This is a genomic window from Kitasatospora sp. NPDC127067, from assembly GCF_042724755.1.
Taxonomy (GTDB): domain Bacteria; phylum Actinomycetota; class Actinomycetes; order Streptomycetales; family Streptomycetaceae; genus Kitasatospora; species Kitasatospora lactacystinica.
This window is the reverse complement of sequence record NZ_JBHXEM010000012.1, coordinates 1-18,072: the sequence shown is the minus strand read 5'-3', so window position 1 is coordinate 18,072 and position 18,072 is coordinate 1. Positions and strand designations below refer to the sequence as shown.

15 protein-coding genes are annotated in these 18,072 nt (G+C 74.4%); 4 read left to right on the top strand and 11 right to left on the bottom strand.

Features of this window, described 5'->3' with window-relative positions:
- Positions 1-186 precede the first annotated feature (186 nt).
- Positions 187-654 (top strand): RDD family protein, encoded by a 468-nt coding sequence (locus tag ACFWJ4_RS07425; RefSeq protein WP_380540279.1) that lies wholly within the window; start codon positions 187-189, stop codon positions 652-654.
- A 157-nt stretch (positions 655-811) separates the two neighbouring features.
- Here ACFWJ4_RS07425 and ACFWJ4_RS07420 read toward each other — a convergent pair whose 3' ends face one another.
- The 7 genes from ACFWJ4_RS07420 to ACFWJ4_RS07390 all read right to left on the bottom strand — a co-directional run bounded on the left by ACFWJ4_RS07420 (position 812) and on the right by ACFWJ4_RS07390 (position 8,634).
- Positions 812-1,510 carry a DUF4191 domain-containing protein gene (locus ACFWJ4_RS07420; protein WP_380540462.1) on the bottom strand — a complete coding sequence of 233 codons (699 nt, stop codon included), beginning with the start codon at positions 1,508-1,510 and terminating at the stop codon, positions 812-814.
- Positions 1,511-1,770: 260 nt separating this feature from the next.
- Positions 1,771-1,965 carry a hypothetical protein gene (locus ACFWJ4_RS07415; protein ID WP_380540276.1) on the bottom strand — a complete coding sequence of 65 codons (195 nt, stop codon included), beginning with the start codon at positions 1,963-1,965 and terminating at the stop codon, positions 1,771-1,773.
- 221 nt (positions 1,966-2,186) lie between these two features.
- Positions 2,187-3,140, bottom strand: coding sequence for a lipoyl synthase (gene lipA / locus ACFWJ4_RS07410; RefSeq protein WP_359896996.1), 954 nt, complete (start codon positions 3,138-3,140; stop codon positions 2,187-2,189).
- A gap of 177 nt (positions 3,141-3,317) precedes the next feature.
- Positions 3,318-4,088, bottom strand: coding sequence for a lipoyl(octanoyl) transferase LipB (gene lipB / locus ACFWJ4_RS07405; protein WP_380352416.1), 771 nt, complete (start codon positions 4,086-4,088; stop codon positions 3,318-3,320).
- A 252-nt stretch (positions 4,089-4,340) separates the two neighbouring features.
- Positions 4,341-6,251: a helix-turn-helix domain-containing protein gene (locus ACFWJ4_RS07400; protein WP_380540273.1), complete on the bottom strand. Its 1,911-nt coding sequence runs from the start codon at positions 6,249-6,251 to the stop codon at positions 4,341-4,343.
- A 67-nt stretch (positions 6,252-6,318) separates the two neighbouring features.
- Positions 6,319-7,719 (bottom strand): MFS transporter, encoded by a 1,401-nt coding sequence (locus ACFWJ4_RS07395; RefSeq protein WP_380540270.1) that lies wholly within the window; start codon positions 7,717-7,719, stop codon positions 6,319-6,321.
- 153 nt (positions 7,720-7,872) lie between these two features.
- Positions 7,873-8,634, bottom strand: a complete 762-nt coding sequence (locus tag ACFWJ4_RS07390) for a 3-hydroxybutyrate dehydrogenase (RefSeq protein WP_380540267.1) — start codon at positions 8,632-8,634, stop codon at positions 7,873-7,875.
- A 392-nt stretch (positions 8,635-9,026) separates the two neighbouring features.
- Between ACFWJ4_RS07390 and ACFWJ4_RS07385 the strand changes: the two genes are divergently transcribed.
- Positions 9,027-10,886, top strand: a complete 1,860-nt coding sequence (locus ACFWJ4_RS07385) for a regulator (RefSeq protein WP_380540264.1) — start codon at positions 9,027-9,029, stop codon at positions 10,884-10,886.
- 274 nt (positions 10,887-11,160) lie between these two features.
- Here ACFWJ4_RS07385 and ACFWJ4_RS07380 read toward each other — a convergent pair whose 3' ends face one another.
- Both ACFWJ4_RS07380 and ACFWJ4_RS07375 read right to left on the bottom strand, forming a co-directional pair.
- Positions 11,161-12,492, bottom strand: coding sequence for an FAD-dependent oxidoreductase (locus ACFWJ4_RS07380; RefSeq protein WP_380540261.1), 1,332 nt, complete (start codon positions 12,490-12,492; stop codon positions 11,161-11,163).
- Between the two features lie 552 nt (positions 12,493-13,044).
- Positions 13,045-13,950, bottom strand: coding sequence for a TIGR01777 family oxidoreductase (locus ACFWJ4_RS07375; RefSeq protein ID WP_359897007.1), 906 nt, complete (start codon positions 13,948-13,950; stop codon positions 13,045-13,047).
- Positions 13,951-14,033: 83 nt separating this feature from the next.
- On the opposite strand from ACFWJ4_RS07375, the gene ACFWJ4_RS07370 reads away from it, so the two are divergent.
- Together ACFWJ4_RS07370 and ACFWJ4_RS07365 are read left to right on the top strand one after the other, a co-directional pair.
- Entirely contained in the window at positions 14,034-14,531 is a 498-nt protein-coding gene (locus ACFWJ4_RS07370) for a GNAT family N-acetyltransferase (RefSeq protein WP_359897009.1), read from the top strand.
- A 206-nt stretch (positions 14,532-14,737) separates the two neighbouring features.
- Positions 14,738-15,895, top strand: a complete 1,158-nt coding sequence (locus ACFWJ4_RS07365) for a DUF2510 domain-containing protein (RefSeq protein WP_380540258.1) — start codon at positions 14,738-14,740, stop codon at positions 15,893-15,895.
- Positions 15,896-15,901: 6 nt separating this feature from the next.
- Here the strand turns inward: ACFWJ4_RS07365 and ACFWJ4_RS07360 are convergent, their stop codons facing one another.
- Entirely contained in the window at positions 15,902-16,417 is a 516-nt protein-coding gene (locus ACFWJ4_RS07360) for a DUF4240 domain-containing protein (protein ID WP_380540255.1), read from the bottom strand.
- Positions 16,418-16,575: 158 nt separating this feature from the next.
- On the bottom strand, positions 16,576-18,072 hold a 1,497-nt coding region (gene sucB / locus ACFWJ4_RS07355; RefSeq protein ID WP_380540252.1), incomplete at its 5' end, for a 2-oxoglutarate dehydrogenase, E2 component, dihydrolipoamide succinyltransferase.

Below are 18,072 nucleotides of genomic sequence, written 5' to 3'. Positions count from 1 at the left end.
GCTGCCGGGCGGCTGGCAAAGACGTACGGGACGGTACAAATCGCCCTGCCCGGCTGGGCGCCCTCCCACAAGTGGTCTGGACCACTTGGAAAGCGCCGGAACGACGATTCACCCGGTCGGGGGTGATGCCCCGACCGGAGGGGAGCCGGTGGCGGCGTACGCCGTCAGCCCGGTTAGTGTGGATTCGTGGACACCAGAGAAGCGTTGGGATCGTGGATCGACGGCCCCCGGGCGGCCGCCGAGAAGATGGGTGCCGACTTCGGCCACCGCGGCGAGCGCCTCGGGCTGCCCAAGGAGGGCCCCGGCTCGATCGCCGGCCCCGGCCGCCGGATCGGCGCCCTGTTCGTGGACGGCTGGCTGGTCGCCCTGATCTCGTACGGGCTGATCGCCCGCGGCGACCAGGCCGAGGCCAACCTGTGGACCAGCCCGCTGTTCTTCCTGGTCGCGTCCCTGCTGCTGGCCACCACCGGCACGACGGTCGGCAAGCGGCTGTTCGGCCTGCGGGTGGTCCGGCTGGACGGCAGCCGCGCGACCATCCCGCAGGTCCTGCTGCGCACCCTGCTGCTCTGCCTGGTGGTGCCGCCGCTGGTCTGGGACCGCGACACCCGCGGCCTGCACGACAAGGCGGTCGGCACCGTCGAGGTCCGGATCTAGCCTCCGGTCGAGATCCGGATCCGGCCGAGATCCGGCCTCCGGCCCCGGCCCTGGTCGAGGCCGGGATGCACCCCCGACGCCGTACGAACGTCGGAACGGCCCCGCCGCGGAGCTTCCGCGGCGGGGCCGTTCTCGTGTCGTCAGGGGCGGGGGAGGGTCAGCGGGCCTGGCCGCCCTTGGGCATCCGGGCGCCCTTCGGCATCGGACCCTTGGGGATCGGCGCCTTGGAGAGCAGGTCGCCCAGCGCGCGCAGGCGGTCGTTGGTCTCGGTGACCTGGGCGGCGGTGATGGCGCGGGGCAGGCGCATCAGGTGGATCTGGAGCTTCTTCAGCGGGACCTCGCCCTCGCCGTTGCCCACCACGATGTCGTGCACCGGCACGTCGCCGACCACACGGGCCATCTTCTTCTTCTCGGAGGCCAGCAGCTGGCGGACCCGGTTCGGGTTGCCCTCCCCGATCAGCGCGATGCCGGCCCGGCCCACGGCGCGGTAGACCGCGTCCTGGTTACGGGTGACCGCCACCGGGGTGCTGTTGGAGCTCCAGCCGCGCCGGATGTTGTTCAGCACCGCGGCGACTGCCCCCGGCTGCCCCTCCATCTGGCCGAACGCGGCGCGCTCGGCCCGGCGCCCGAAGACGATCGCCATGGCCAGCACGGCCACGATGAAGCCCAGGATGCCCAGGTAGACGGGATGCTCGATCGCGAAGCCGATGGCGAGGAACACGCCGAAGGTCAGCAGGCCGACGCCGGCGATGATCAGGCCGATCTTGGTGTCGACCTTCTTGGTCATGGTGTACGCCAGACGGATCTGCTTCAGTCGCCCGGGGTTCTCGGATGTTTCCCTCGCCATAACGCTCATGGTACGTGGCACGGGTACGGGATATCCAAGCCCGGGTACCCGTTCGCCCCAACCGTGACCCGTGTGCCCGCACGCCGTCGCACAGAGCGACGCCGGGGGGCCCTGCGACGTCGAAGCGTTATCGCCGATGGCGATGCCGATGCGTTACCGCCGGAGCACTACCGCCGACGCCGATCCGTTACCGCCGGAGCACTACCGCCGACGCCGATCCGTTACCGCCGGAGCACCATCGCCGACGCCGATGCGTCATCGCCGGAGCACTACCGCCGGACCGGCCGCGGCTGCGCCGTCCGGGCCGCCGCGTCGTCGTGCCGGCGGTCCGCCGCGTACTGGCGGTTCTCGCACACCGCCGCCCACGCGTTGCGGCGCGCGTGCCGCTGGCCGGGGGCGAGCAGGACGCTCTCGGCGAACCGCAGCGCCACCCCCACCGACCGGATCCGCATCTGAACCCGCATGCCGAACAGCTCCTCTCGTGGCTGAGAAGAATCGAACGCTCACCAGGCGTCCAGAGTCCCCACCCCGTGTTACCAGCCCGTGACCAGCCCGTCAAAGCGTGGTGAAACCGGAAGGGCGGAGCCGAAGCTCCGCCCTTCCCGTGGCTCGAACCGATCGGTGGACCGGGAGGCCGTCGTCGGACCGCCGTCAGACCGCCGTCACACGCGTGATCGGACCGCGATCAGACCGCGGCCTGCGCGCGCCGCTCCAGCGCCTGCCGGTACAGCCGGCCGGCCCGGTACGAGGAACGCACCAGCGGGCCCGACATGACGCCGGCGAAGCCCAGCTCCTCGGCCTCCTCCTGGAGCTCGACGAACTCCTGCGGCTTCACCCAGCGCTCGACCGGGTGGTGGCGCAGCGAGGGGCGCAGGTACTGGGTGATGGTGATCAGCTCGCAGCCGGCGCCGACCAGGTCGGCCAGCGCCTGGCTGACCTCCTCGCGGGTCTCGCCCATGCCCAGGATCAGGTTGGACTTGGTCACCAGTCCGGCCGCACGCGCCTGGGTGATGACGTCCAGCGAGCGCTCGTAGCGGAACGCCGGGCGGATCCGCTTGAAGATCCGCGGCACGGTCTCGACGTTGTGCGCGAGCACCTCGGGGCGGGAGGAGAAGACCTCGGCCAGCTGCTCGGGCACCGCGTTGAAGTCGGGGATGAGCAGCTCGACGCCGGTGCGGCCGGCCTCGCGGGCGGCGGTCATCGCGTGCACCTGGCGCACGGTCTCGGCGTACAGCCAGGCGCCGCCGTCCTCCAGGTCGTCACGGGCGACGCCGGTGATGGTGGCGTAGTTGAGGTCCATCGTGACGATGGACTCGGCGACCCGGCGCGGCTCGTCGCGGTCGAACTCGGCGGGCTTGCCGGTGTCGATCTGGCAGAAGTCGCAGCGGCGGGTGCACTGGTCGCCGCCGATGAGGAAGGTCGCCTCGCGGTCCTCCCAGCACTCGAAGATGTTGGGGCAGCCGGCCTCCTGGCAGACCGTGTGCAGCCCCTCCTTCTTCACCAGCGACTGGAGGGCGTTGTACTCCGGGCCCATCTTCGCGCGGGTCTTGATCCACTCGGGCTTCCGCTCGATGGGGGTCTCGCTGTTGCGGACCTCCAGGCGGAGCAGCTTCCTGCCGTCGGGCGCGACAGCGGACACGTGCGACTCCTAGAACTAGACGGGGTACCCCCAGGGTACGCCTGTGGTTGTACGGCCTTCGCCGGGCCTGCCGCCCTGCAATCGCAGGGCAACATGGCTACCGGTCGGTAGATTCCCAGCGGCTGCCGGTAGTTTCGGCGGCCGCCGGCGGAAGGTGTGTCGGCGCTGCTCGGCGGGTCAGTGGCCGAGGACCGGTTCCGGCAGCTCGGCGAGGACGTCCGCCAGGTGCCGTTCGACCACCGGCGCGGCCTCGGCGGCGGACAGTCCGCGCCGCAGCTCGCCGGTGAGCGAGGCGACGCCCGCGTCCCTGATGCCGCACGGCACGATCTTGTCGAACCAGGTCATGTCCGGGTCGCAGTTGAGCGCGAAACCGTGCATGGTCACCCCGCGGGCGACCCGCACGCCGATCGCGGCGAGCTTGCGGTCGTCACCGCGCTGGCCGGCGTTGGAGGGTGCGTACTCGGGGCCGGCCAGGCGCGGGTCGATGCCCAGCGGCAGGCCCATCCGCAGGGTCAGCCTGCCGATGTCCACCACCTGCGCCGGATCCACCACGGCGTCCGGGATGGACTCGCCCAGCACCCAGACGCCGCTGCGGCCCTCGACCCGGGTGGACCCGATGCCGAACTCGCCGGCGGTGCGGATCAGCGCCTCCTCCAGCCGGCGGACGTAGGCGATGACGTCGATCGGGTCGGGCAGCTTGACGATCGGGTAGCCGACCAGCTGGCCGGGGCCGTGCCAGGTGATCTCGCCGCCCCGGTTGACCTCGACCACCGGGGTGCCGTCCAACGGCAGGTCGGCGGGGTTGGTGCGCTTGCCCATGGTGTACACCGACTGGTGCTCCAGGAGCAGCACGGTGTCGGGGATCTCGTCCGCGACCCGCAGCGCGTGCAGCCGCTGCTGCTCCTCCCAGGCCTCCTGGTAGGGCACGGTGCGCTCACCTATGCCCATGCGAACAAAACGCACGTTCTCGCTCACCGTTGCCGCTCCTTGCCGGGCGTTCGAGACCAACCTCGCCACTGTACGCCCAGCCCGGTCGAACCCCCTCGGCCGCCCATGAGCAGCGGACCTGCCGGGTCCGGCCGTCCTGCCGGGGTCGGTCGCCCGGCCCCGGGGCAGCGGTCGGCAGCGGTCCGGCCCGGGGGGCGGCAGCCCGGCCCGGGAGCGGCAGCCTCCCCGGGCGAGCCGTCGGCCTGTTCGGGCTCAGCCGCCCGCGAGCAGCTGCAGCCGCAGCGCGAGCTGGAGCTCCAGCGACCGCTCCGGCTGGTTCCAGTCCCGCCCGAGCAGCGCCTCGACCCGGTCCAGCCGCTGGACCACGGTGTTCACGTGGACGTGCAGCTCGTCCTTGGCCCGGGTCAGGCTGCCGCCGCAGTCGAAGTAGGCGCGCAGGGTGCGGACCAGCTCGGTGCCGCGCCGGGCGTCGTACGCCAGGAGCGGGCCGAGCGTCGCGCCGACGAAGCCGTCCACGTCGTGGCCGTCGCCGAGCAGTACGCCGAGGAAGCCGAGCGCCCGGGCCGAGGCGCCCTCCCCGGCGCGGCCGAGCACCCGCAGCGCCCGGAGGCAGCGCACGCCCTCGCCGTAGGACGCGGCCAGCGCGGACGGCCCGGCGGCCGGCCGGCCGGCGCCGACGGTGACCGGGAACCCGGCCAGCCGGGCCAGTCGTTCGGCGGCCTGCCGGGCGGTCTCCTCGGGGTCGTCGGTGCTGCCGCTCTCGACGGGCGCCAGCAGCACCACCGTCTCGGCGTGCTCGGCGCTGACGCCCCGGGAGCCGAACAGGTAGCGCCGGGCCGCACCGGCCAGCCGTGCCCGGTCGTCGGCCTTCCCGTCGGCGGGCTCCGCGACCAGCACCAGGTGCGGCCGGGCGAGGTCGACGCCGAGCCGGCGGCCGCGCGCGGTGAGCCCGCCCGGGTCCCGCTCGGGGGCGGTCAGCAGGTCGGTGAGCAGTTCGCCGCGGACCCGGTTCTCGGTCTCGGCGACCGAGCGGCGCAGCAGCAGGAGCAGTGCGGTGACCACGCTGGCCCGCTCGAACAGCCGCCGGTCGGCGTCGTCGAGGTCGGGCCGGCCGCGCAGCACCATGGTGCCGAGCGCGTCGTGTCCGGCCAGCACCGCGCAGACCCACTGCTCGCCGTGCCGTACGGACCGGCCCTCGGCGCGGGAGGCGGCGACCGCCTCGGCCAGTTCGGCGGCGGGTGCGGAGCGTCCGGCCAGCGGTTCGCCCTCGGCGTCCAGGACCGCTATCTCCCCGCCCAGCAGGGCGGCCACGGCGGCGGCGACGTCCGGCACCTCGGCGCCGCGCAGCACCAGGTCGGTGAGCCGGTCGTGCGCCTGCTCGGCGCGCTGCACGGCGGAGGAGTGGGCCCGGACCAGCTCGTTGGCGGCGTTCAGCTCGGCGAGCGCGGCCCGGGTGTCGGCCAGTGACTTGGCGGTGTCCAGGGCGATCGCGGCGTGCGCGGCCAGCGAGCAGAGCAGCGCGACCTCGTCGGGGGAGAAGGCGCGCGGCGTGCGGTCGGCGGCGAACAGGACGCCGATGACCTGACCGCCGAGCAGCAGCGGCACCCCGATGATCGCCACCAGGCCCTCGTCCAGCACACCGGCGTCGATCGTGCCGGTGTGGTGGAAGCGTTCGTCGGTGCGGTAGTCGGGGGTGGCGTACGGGCGGGCGGTCTGGGCGACCAGCCCGCCCAGGCCGTCGCCGAGGCTGAGCCGCAGGGTCTGGAACAGGACGGAGACCGAGCCGTCAGTGACCCGCATGTAGGTGTCGCCGGCGCCCTCGTCCGGCAGGGTCAGGTACGCGGTGTCGGTGCCGAGCAGCATCCGGGCCCGGCGGACGATCGCCTGGAGCACGGTGTCCAGGTCCCGGGAGGCGGCGAGGTCCCCGGCGGTGTCGAACAGGGCCGTCAACTCGGCTTCGCGCCGCCGGTGTTGACGCAGGGTGCGGTGGACGCGCAGGGCCTGCCAGGTGGCGTCGTCGATCTCGGCGAGGACGGCGGCCGGCGCCCCGCGGCGGCGGGCGTCGGCCAGCACGTCGGCGAAGTCCTCGGTGGCGGCTCCGGAGGCGAGCAGGTCGAGCAGCCGCCGCAGCGCGGGCGCGGCGCTTTCGTGAGGGTGGTTCATGGTGCGTGCTGCCAATCGGCGTCGGTTCCGTCGGTTCCGAGAAACCGTGATCGTATCGGCTCGCTCCTCAGGCGACGGCGGGCTTTTCGGCCGAGGAGGTGTCCGGCTCCCGACCGTCCCGGCCGTCCCGGTTGTCCCGTCCCTCGACGTCCATGAGGTCCTGGCCCCTGGTCTCCCGGCCGCACAGCACCGCCAGCACGGTGATCGCCGCCGCGATGGCGACGTACACCGCGATGGGCGTGGAGCTGCCGTAGTCCTTGAGCAGCGCGGTGGCGATCAGCGGAGCCGGGGCGCCGGCCGCCACCGAGGAGAACTGGGCGCCGATCGAGGCGCCCGAGTACCGCATCCGGGTCGCGAACAGCTCGGAGAAGAAGGCCGCCTGGGGCGCGTACATGGCGCTGTGGAAGACCAGGCCGACGGTCACGGCGGTGACCAGCGAGCCGAAGGACTTCGTGTCGACCATCCCGAAGAACACGAAGGCCCAGGCGCCCACCCCGACCGCGCCCACCAGGTACACCGGCCTGCGCCCGACCCGGTCGGACAGCGCGCCGAACAGCGGGATCAGCGCGAACTGGATCGCCGAGGCGATCAGGACGGCGTTCAGCGCGGTCTGCTTGGAGAAGTGGGCGTGGGTGACGGCGTAGGTGAGCACGAACGTGGTCATCACGTAGTAGGAGATGTTCTCCGCCATCCGCGCGCCCATGGCCACCAGCACCTCCCGCCAGTGGTCGCGCAACACCTCCACCAGCGGCAGCCGTTCGGCCGTGCTCCGCTCCTCCTGGCGCTTGTGCTGCGCCGCCAGCGCCTCCTTGAACAGCGGCGACTCGTCCACCGCGAGCCGGATCCACATCCCGACCACGACCAGCACCGCCGACAGCAGGAACGGCACCCGCCAGCCCCACGCCAGGAACGCCGCGTCCGACTGCACCGCCGTCATCAGCGACAGCACCCCGGCCGCCAGCAGGTTCCCGGCCGGCGCCCCGCCCTGCGGCCAGGACGCCCAGAACCCCCGCCGCCGCTGGTCCCCGTGCTCCGACACCAGCAGCACGGCGCCACCCCACTCGCCGCCGAGCGCGAAGCCCTGCACCAGCCGCAGCACCGTCAGCAGCACCGGCGCCGCGACCCCGATCGAGTCGTACGTCGGCAGCAGCCCGATCGCCGTGGTCGACCCGCCCATCAGCAGCAGGCTCACCACCAGCAGCTTCTTCCGTCCCACCCGGTCCCCGAAGTGACCGAACACCAGCGCCCCGAGCGGCCGTGCCGCGAACCCGATCGCGTAGGTCAGGAAGGACAGCAGCGTCCCGGTCAGCGGATCGCTGTGCGGGAAGAACAGCTTCCCGAACACCAGCGCCGCCGCCGTTCCGTACAAGAAGTAGTCGTACCACTCGATGGTCGTGCCGATCAGGCTCGCAGCCACCACTCTCGGGAGTGAACTGCTCGCCGCCGTACCTCGTGCGGAGGTGCTCATGGCCACCACTTCCAGAACCAGGGGGGAGACGATGTCGCCACAAGGTAGGAAGCACCCGACCCCGGGACTATGTGGACGGCCCACACAGTCCCGGGGTCGAATGTGCCTTGCTGCCCTATGAGAGGGGAGGCCTGACCGCCGGGCGCTCCCCGCTCAGTGGGCGGTCCAGCCGCCGTCGACGGGGAGGCTGGCGCCGGTGATGTAGGAGGCGGTGGGGGAGCAGAGCCAGAGGGCGAGTTGGGCGACCTCGTCGGGTTCGATGAGGCGCTTCACGGCGGTGCGGTCGAGCATGATCCGCTCGACCACCTCGTCCTCGGGGATGCCGTGGGCGAGCGCCTGGGCGGCGATCTGCTTCTCCACCAGGGGAGTCCGGACGTAGCCCGGGTTGATGCAGTTGCTGGTGACGCCGTACGGCGCGCCCTCCAGGGCGACGGTCTTGCTGAGGCCCTCCAGCGCGTGCTTCGCGGTGACGTACGCGGACTTGAAGGCGCTGGCGCGCAGGCCGTGGACGGAGGAGACGTTGACGACCCGGCCCCACTCCTGCTCGTACATGTGGGGCAGGGTGCGGCGCAGGATGCGGAACGGGGCCTCGACCATGACGCGCTGGATGAGCGTGAAGCGGTCGGGCGGGAACTCGTGCACGGGCGCGACGTGTTGGAGGCCGGCGTTGTTGACGACGATGTCGGCGTCGTCCGGCAGGGCGTCCACGGCCCCGGGGTCGGCGAGGTCGGCGACGATCGCGCGGCCGCCGATCCGCTCGGCGAGTTCCTCGGCCGGGCCGGCCGCGAGGTCGACGACGTAGACCCGGGCGCCGGCCTCGGCGAAGGCCTCGGCGCAGGCCCGGCCGATGCCCGAGGCGGCCCCGGTGACCATGGCCGTGCGGCCGGCGAGCGGGCGGGCAGTAGAGGTGTCCATGGCCGAGAACGGTAGGAATCCGGCGGCCCCGCTCCCATGTGGCGGAACGCCACAGCAGTCCGCTGAGCTGTGGTGCTGTCCGCCATGACGCCGGAGCGGGGTCCGAACGGCGGATCGACCCTCGGATCGACCCTCGGATCGACCCTCGGAGAGGCCCTCGGGGAAGCCCCCGGAACGGCCGGTGGTTCGACCCCGGACGACCAAACCCGAGATGGCCCCGCTTCCCCACAATGGGCGCGGTTGCTTCACCCGTTCGGTGGATTGCTCGGTCAGATCCACCCATAGCGCCCGAATGCTCGCTACATTCACGCCGATTCCCGACAGGGGGCGCCGCCCCGGGCCGCCGAAGTGCTGGTGAAGCCCGGTGCGACGTCCGAGAGGTGTTGACAGACATGCCCCAACGGCCTGCAACCGACAGCCCGGCGTACGGACCGCTCGACCCGCTCGGCCAGCACCGAGGGACGGTCGGCCGGACCCTTCCGGACGCCCCCGACGCCCTGACCGCCGACACGCTGACCGCCGACGCCCCGGACGCCGAGGACCGGCGGCTGCCGGTGCAGGCCACACCCGACCGGCACGAGAACCCCGCCGCGCCCGTGCCCGGCCCTCCCCGCGGCCCCGGCCACTCCGGCCCGGCCCCGCAGAACGGCCAGCTCGCGGCGCTGATCGAGGAGGCCGGCTTCTCGCACGCGGGCCTCGCCCGCCGGGTCGACCAGCTCGGCCTGGAGCACGGCCTGGACCTGCGCTACGACAAGACCTCGGTCACCCGCTGGCTGCGCGGCCAGCAGCCGCGCGGGGCCACCCCGGCGCTGATCGCCGAGGTCTTCACCCGCCGCCTCGGTCGCCGCCTCACCGCCCAGGACCTCGGCCTGGACGCCTGCGCCCCGGTCTACGCCGGCCTGGAGTTCGCCGAGACGCCGCAGGAGGCGGTGGACATCGTGGCGAGCATGTGGCGCAAGGACAACGGCCCGCAGTCCGAGCTGCGCCGGATCGCCTTCACCCCGGCCGGCCTGGTCGTCCCCAGCCGGGACTGGCTGATCGGCCGCACCGACGAGCGGGTCGCCCGGGACGGTTCCACCCTGACCCGCTCGGACGCCACCGCCGGCCCGCCGTCCGGCAGCGCCACCTCCGCGGCCATCACCGGCGCCCCGGCGCCGGGCGCGTCCCCCGGGAGCCCGGCGCGCGGCCCCGCCCCCGGCGTCCCCGGGGCCCCCACCGCCCGCAGCACGGCCGGGACCACCGGCACCGCCCCCACCATCGGCCGGGTGCCGATCCAGAGCCGCCGGCCGCCGGTCGCCGTCGAACCGCCGTACACCGACCCGGCCCGCGAGTCCCGCCCCACCCTGCGGGTCGGCCGCGGCGACATCGCCGCCATCCGCGCCGTCGGCGACCTCTTCCGCGCGCTCGACCACGCCTACGGCGGCGGCCACGCCCGCCAGGCGCTGGTCCGCTACCTGGAGAGCGAGGCCGAGCCGATGCTGCGCGGCCGCTACGGGGAACAGATCGGCCGGGCCCTGTTCGGCGCGGTCGCCGACCTCACCAGGCTGGCCGGCTGGACGTCCTTCGACATCGCCGCGCACGGCCTCGCCCAGCGCTACTTCGTCCAGGCGCTGCGCCTCTCCCAGGCCGCCGGGGACCGCGCGCTCGGCGGCTACGTGCTGGTGACGATGAGCCAGCAGGCCGTCCACCTGGGCCACGGTCGGGAGGCGGTCCAGCTCGCCCGGGTCGCCCAGCAGGGCGTGGGCACCGCCGTGCCGCCGGTCGTCCAGTCGCTGATGCACGCCGCCGAGGCGCGCGGGCACGGGCTGCTGGGCGACGTCCGGTCCTGCACCACTGCCCTGGTGCGCGCCGAGCGCTCCCTGGCGGCGGCCCGGACGGGCGACGAACTGCCCTCCTGGGCGCGGTACTTCGACGAGGCCCAGCTCTCCGACGAGTTCGCCCACTGCTACCGCGACCTCCAGCAGTGGCGGACGGCCGCGCAGCACGCCGAGAAGTCGCTGCGGCTGCGCTCGCCCGCCTACGCCCGCAGCCGGATCTTCTGCCGTCTGGTGCTGGCCACCGCCCGGCTCGGCATGGGGGACCTCGACGAGGCCTGCACCATGGCCACCGACGCGCTGCGGGCGGCGGGGGAGATGCGCTCGGCCCGCTCGCTGGAGTACGTCCGGGACTTCCACCGCCGCCTCACCCCCTACCGCGGCAGCCCGGTGGCCCGCGCCTTCGAGGAGACGGCCCGGCAGGCGGGGGTGATCTGACCGAAGGGCGGGTGGGGCCCGCCCCACGCACCCGGCGCACGGAGGTCCGGGCCCAGCGGCCCCGGCCCGGACCTCCGGCCGTTCCGCGGCGGCCGTCACCGGCGCGGAGCGGCCCGCGGACGGCCGGGAACGGCCGGGAACGGCGGCAGGAACACGGGCACCGGCCACGCGGTGCCCGTCGTTCCGGCGGGGCGCCGCGACGCCCGCCGAGGCCGAGGAGCCTGCCGCTGCCGCTCGCCGTGCCCGCGCCTGTGCCCGGGCGCGGGCCCGGTCGTCAGGCCGCCGCCTCCGCCTCCCGGGCGTCGGCGGGGACACCGAGGTCGCCCAGCACCGCCTGTGCCGCCCGCCGCCCGGAGACCAGCGCGCCCTGCACGGTGCTGGTGTCCCGGTGGTCCCCGGCGACGTACAGCCCGGCCAGCAGCCGCACCGGGCGGCGGGGGTTGTGCGGCGGCGGCATCGCGGGCAGCGCGTCCGGGACGTGCCGCACGCCGAGGAACTGCCAGCCCGCCGTCGAGCCGCCGTACAGCTCGGCCAGCCGGGCCCGCACGGCCGGTTCCAGCCCGGCCGGGCCGCCGACGTCGAAGGCGCGCCGCCCGAGCACGGTGGTGGCGATCAGCGACTGGCCGGCCGGGGCGTAGGACGGGTGCAGCTCGCTGAGCACCAGTGAGTGCGAGACCAGCGGCGGGTGCCCGTTCGGCCGGTCGCCGTCGAGCAGCAGGACGGCCTCGCCCAGCGGGGCGGCGTCGGCGGCGTGGTAGAAGGTCGTGACGGGGTGGAAGTCCGGTAGCCGCAGTCCGGGCAGCAGTTCGGCGGCGGAGCGGGCGTCGGTGGCGACGATGACGGCCTGGGCGCCGATCCGCCCGTGCGCGGCGGTCTCCACGCCGTCCGCGGCGATCGAGGTGACCCGCACCCGGGTGCGGACGGTGCCGGCGGGGAGGGCGGCGGCCAGTTGGGCCGGCACCGCCGCGATCCCGGCGGCGGGCAGACAGAGCCGCCCGCGCGCGTACGAGCGCAGCACCAGGTCGGCGATCCGGCTGCTGGTCCCGAGCGCCGGATCGGAGAGCAGGGCGCTGAGCAGCGGTCGCAGGAAGCCGTCCACAGTGCGCTGGGCCAGGCCGTGGCCGGCCAGTGCGCGGGCGGCGGTGGTCTCCGGACGGGCCTGGAGCCGGCCGACCGGGGTGGCGGCGAGCCGGCCGAGCCGGCCCGCCAGCCGGGCCTTGTCCAGCGGGCTGCCGAGCGGGGCCCGGGCGGCGGCCTGCCGGGCGACGGTGAGCTGGGGGTCCCCGGCGCGGTACCGGCGGCCGGCGCTGTGCACCAGCACGCCGGGCGCGAGCGGGCGCAGGTCGAGGCGGTCGAGGTCGAGCGTGCGGCGCAGTTCGGGGAAGGCGGTGTTCAACAGGTGACTGCCGTCGTCGAGCCGGAATCCGTCCTGTTCGCGGGTGGCCATCCGGCCACCGATCCGGTCGGTGGTCTCCAGGACCTGAACGGTGAGGCCGTGGCCGGTGAGCGCGCGGGCGGCGGCCAGGCCCGCGAGTCCGGCGCCGACCACGACGACGTCCGGGTCGGACGGCCGGCGGGCGCGGCGGGTGAAGTCGTACGTGGGCACTGGGGTGCTCCCTCCCTGGTCCCGGGGCTCCGGCCGACGCAGGCAGCGGGGTGCCGGGACACGGTCCGTGGAGGGTGATGCCCAGTCAGTGTGAGCATCAGACAAGCGCATCGGGCCGGATCCGAAGGCCGGGGAGGGTCCTGAGGCACCGGGCGGGGGAGTGGTCACGGACAGTGCGCCGTGGTGGCCGGGTTCGGGGGTCGGTGGGCGCGTACGGTCACCGGGGGCGTGCGACGCGCCCACCATGTGCTCCCGTGCGCCCCCTCCTCGGGCCCCCTCGGGCCCCGCTCGGCATATGCCGCTGGCCAGGGCGGATACCGTCGTCGGAGTACGTACGGGCTTCGCGCGACCCGCGCGCCCGCCTACCCTCCCGGCGCGCGCAGCCATCCCGCGCGCCCGCCGCCCAGCACCCGCCCCAGGAGCCGCACCAACCCGCGCGCCCGCCCCGCCGGCCGCGCCCGTCCCGCCGGCCGCGCCCGTCCCGCCGGCCGCACCCGTCCCGTCGCCCGGCACCCGCTCCGCGCGTGCCCCTGACGCCGCCGCGCGCACCCGTCACATCGCGGCGAGCACCGCCGAGTACACGTCCGGGTGGGTGAAGCGGAAGCCCGCGTCCAGCAGCCGCCGCGGCACCACCCGGTGGCTGCCGACCACCTCGATCGCCAGCTCGCCCAGCACCGCCTTGAGTACCGCCTCCGGCACCGGGAACGGCGTCGGCCGCCGCAGCGCCCGGCCCAGCGCGGTGGTCAGCTCGGCGTTGGTCGCCGGGTTCGGCGCAGTGAGGTTGAAGGCGCCGGAGAGGTCGTCGTGGTCGATCAGGAACCGCAGCGCGGCCACCTCGTCGTGCAGCGAGATGAAGCTCCAGTACTGCCGCCCGTCGCCGAGCCGCCCGCCGAGACCCAGCTTGAACAGCGGGAACAGCCGCCCGCCCGCCCCGCCGGCGGCGGACAGCACCATGCCGGTGCGCGGGTGGACGACCCGGATCCCGGCCCGCTCGGCCGGCCGGGCGGCGTCCTCCCACTCCCGGCAGACCTCGGCCAGGAAGTCGTCGCCGGCGGGGGAGTCCTCGTCGATCACCCGGTCGCCGGTTTGCCCGTACCAGCCGACCGCGGAGGCGCTCACCAGGACCTGCGGCGGCTCCTTGAGCCCGGCCAGGGCGACGGCCAGCGTCTCGGTGCCGTACACCCGGCTCTCCCGGATCTCCCGCTTGTAGGAGTCCGTCCAGCGGCGGTCGCCGACCCCGGCGCCGGCCAGGTGCACCACGGCCTGAACCCCGGTCAGTCCGTCCCGTTCGACCTCGCCGAGCAGCGGGTTCCAGCCGATCGCGGTGCTGCCGTCCGGCCGCGGGCCGGTCTTCGAGCGGTGCCGGACCAGCCGGACCACCTCGTGGCCGTCCGCCAGCAGGGAGCGGACGAGCGCCGAACCGATCAAACCCGTGGAACCCGTGACAGCGATGCGCATGTGCCCATCCTCGCAGCTCCCGCGCGCTCCCGCGGTGTTCCCGACCGGCCGTCATCTCCGCATGCGCCGTTAGCATGACGCGCATGCCTGACGACGATCTGATCATCCGTACGGCGCGGAGCGAGGACGAGCGCGAACTCGCCGTCCTCAACCACGCGGCCTGGTCCGTCCTGTCCGACGTCTCCCCGCAACCACCCGTCGAGGACCCGCTCTTCGACGAGCGGCACGCCCCCGAGCACTACCTGCTGGCCGTGCTGGACGGCCGGATCGTCGGTTACATCCGGCAGGTCCCGGCCACCCGGCTGGCGAGCAACCGGCACGTGCGGCAGATCCAGGGCCTGGCCGTCGACGGCACCGTCCGCGGCCGGGGCATCGGCCGCCGACTGGTCGACGCGGCCTGTGCCGCGGCCCGGGCCGAGGGCGCCCGCAAGATGAGCCTGCGGGTGCTCGGCTGGAACGCTCCGGCCCGCCGCCTCTACGAGAGCTGCGGCTTCGTCGTCGAGGGCTCGCTGGCCGAGGAGTTCCTGATCGACGGCCGGTACGTGGACGACATCTGGATGGCCCGCGGCCTGGCCGACTGAGCGGCAGGGCACCCGCGCCCGCGCTGCCCGCACCTTCCCGCCCCGCCCGCACCCGCGCCCGCGCTGCCCGCACCTTCCCGCCCCGCCCGCGCGCCGGCCGTTCGAACAGGCTTGCCGCCAAGGGAGGTTGGCCGTTCGCCGGGCGGTGCAGAGTCGTGACGGTCCCGACCTGTCTGGAGCGCCGCCGTGCCGGGTACCGTACGCCCGTGAGCAACTCGACGCCTCCCGGGTGGTACCCGGTCCCGGGTGCGGACGGCACCCCCGGTCACGAGCGCTGGTGGGACGGCAACGCCTGGACGGCCGAGGTCCGACCGCTCCAGGGCGGCGTCGCGGGCGGGCTCGCCGACGCCCCCACCCAGACCGGGTCGCCGTCCGACCGGAAGCCCGGCTACGGGTACCCGGGCGGCCCGGCGGCCCCGACCTACGGCTACCCGGGCCAGGACGCCCACCAGGCACCCGCCTACGGCTACCCCGGCCAGGACGCGTACCAGGCCCAGGCCCAGGGCGGTTACCAGGCGCAGGGCGGCTACCCCGGCCCGGCCCAGGGCGACTATCCGGGCCCGGCCCAGGGCGGTTACCCGCCCCAGGGCCCCGGCTACGGCCCCGGTTACGGCTACCCGGGCCCCGGCTACCCGCCGCCGGCCGGCCCGGCCCGACCGAAGACCGGTCTGATCATCGGCATCGCGGTCGCCGTGCTGGCGGTGGCCGGGATCGTCGCCGGGGTCGTCTTCAACAGCGGCGGCGACCACCGGGCGGACCCGACCCCGGACCCCACGGTCACCGCGCCCCGGAGCAGCAGCCCCACGCCGAGCCCCAGCCCCACCGCGCCCACCAGCAGCCCCGCGGCGCCCAAGCCCCTGCCGGCGGTCAAGAGCACCGTCCCCGACCCGGAGCACGCGATCACCGTGCCGGTCCTCGACGGCTGGGTGGTGTCCGACAACCCGCCGCACTCGACGGTCTACCTCGGCACCGACCGCTACACCTGCCCGGACGGCAGTTCCTGCATCCGCGGCCAGTTCTCGGTGGAGAAGGACATCGTCCAGGGCACCACGCCCAAGGCCGCCGCCGATGCCCAGATGCCGTCCTACGCCGGGCAGGTCTTCTCCGGCGTCAGCTCGCACACCGACGCCGGCTCCGGGTACATCAGCGTGGCCGGAGTGCTCGGCTACGCCACCCGCTGGCACATCCGCACCACGGACGGCACCCAGGGCTACGTCCTGCTGGCCGCCCTCCCGGCCAAGGGCGGCGGCTACGTGGTCATGGAGGGCGGCGTGGACGACAGTCCGGCCGCGCCGGACTTCGCGGTGCTGGACCAGATCCTCAAGGGCATCAAGCAGGACAACTCCTCCGGCAGCAGCACCTGACCGCCCTCAGTCCCCGTACCGCTCCCAGAGCTTGGGGAAGCGCTTCGCCATGACGTCCGGATCGTCGAAGTCCAGCACCGGCCCGGCCGGCCGCTCGGGCTGCCGCACGCCCACCTCGGGCAGCGGCAGTCCGGTCAGCCGCTCGTACGCCTCGTCGGCGGCGTAGCCGAGGTCCTCGGCCTCGCCGTCCTCCTCCTCGTCGAACTCGGGCAGCAGGTCCGCCAGGTCGTCCGGATCGGTGAGCCCGCCCTCGAAGACCTCCCGGCCCTGGCCGATCAGCCAGGACCGGAAGTAGTCGAAGGTGTCGTCGGAGGCACCGTCGAGCATCAGGTAGGCCGCGCCCCACAGGTCGTGGCGGTAGGCGCGCTGGAACCGCGCCTGGAACAGCCGGGCGAAGTCGATCACATCGTCCGGGGTCAGCTGGAGGAGCCGTTCCACCAGGAGGTCTGCCTGCTCGTCGGGGTCGCCGTCGGCGTCGTCCCGGGTCTCGTCGATGATCTGCCAGAAGTCCGTCTCGTCCATCACCGCTCCAGCATCCCCGTTCCGCCGCGTCCGTGCATGCCGCGACTCGGTGCGACTCCGGAACTCGGCGTGTCCGGGGGCCGGGAACGGCGGAACCCCGCGCCGTCCGGGGACGACGCGGGGTTCCGTACGCGGGGTTCCGCGGGGACCTGGTGGGGTCAGAGGCCGAGCTCGACCTCGAACTCGCCGGCCTCCAGGATCTCCTTGACCGCGACCAGGTAGCGGGCGGCGTCGGCGCCGTCCACCAGGCGGTGGTCGTAGGAGAGCGACAGGTAGGTCATGTCGCGGATGCCGATGGCGGTGCCGCCGTCGGCCTCGATGACCACCGGGCGCTTGACGGTGGCACCGATGCCCAGGATGGCGACCTGGTTCGGCGGCACGATCACGGTGTCGAACAGCGCACCGCGGGAGCCGGTGTTGCTGATGGTGAAGGTGGCGCCGGACAGCTCGTCCGGGGTGATCTTGCTGTCGCGGACCTTGGTGGCCAGCTCGGCGGTCTTCTTCGAGATGCCGGCGATGTTGAGGTCGCCCGCACCCTTGATGACCGGGGTCATCAGACCCTTCTCGGAGTCCACCGCGATACCGATGTTCTCGGTGTCGAAGTAGGTGACCGTGCCCTCGGCGTCGTTGATCCGGGCGTTGACGACCGCGTGGACCTTCAGCGCCTGGGCGGCGGCCTTGACGAAGAACGGCATCGGGGAGAGCTTGACGCCCTCGCGGGCCAGGAAGCCCTCCTTGGCCTTGGCGCGCAGCGACATGATCTTGGTGACGTCCACCTCGACCACGCTGGTCAGCTGGGCCTGCTCGTGCAGAGCCTTCAGCATGTTGTCGCCGATGACCTTGCGCATGCGGGTCATCTTGACCGTCTGGCCGCGCAGGGCGGACGGCGAGGCGGCGGCCTTCGGCGCAGCGGCCGGGGCGGCAGCGGCGACCGGGGCCGGAGCGGCCTTGGCGGCCTCCGCGGCGGCGATGACGTCCTGCTTGCGGATGCGGCCGCCGACGCCGGTGCCGGCGACGGAGGCCAGCGCGACGCCGTGCTCGGCGGCGAGCTTGCGCACCAGCGGGGTGACGTAGGCGTCACCGCTGTCGGCCACCGGAGCGGCCGGAGCGGCAACCGGAGCCGGGGCGGCAACCGGAGCGGCCGGAGCGGCAACGGGCGCCGGGGCGGCGACCGGGGCCGGAGCCGGGGCAGCGGGGGCCGGAGCAGCGACCGGAGCCGGAGCGGCAACCGGAGCGGCCGGAGCGGCAACCGGGGCCGGAGCCGGGGCGGCCGGGGCAGCGGGAGCCGGGGCGGCGACCGGGGCCGGGGCGGCGGCGACGGCACCGGCGGCGCCGATCAGCGCGAGCTGGGCGCCGACCTCGGCGGTCTCGTCCTCGCCGACCAGGATCTTCACCAGGGTGCCGGCGACCGGCGACGGGATCTCGGTGTCGACCTTGTCGGTGGAGACCTCGAGCAGCGGCTCGTCGATCTCGACGGTGTCACCCTCGGCCTTCAGCCAGCGGGTGACGGTGCCCTCGGTGACCGACTCGCCCAGCGCGGGCAGCAGCACCGGGGTGGCGTCGGCGGCCGGCGCGGCGGCGACCGGGGCCGGGGCGGCGACCGGAGCCGGCGCCGGGGCGGCCGGGGCAGCGGCGACCGGAGCGGCGACCGGGGC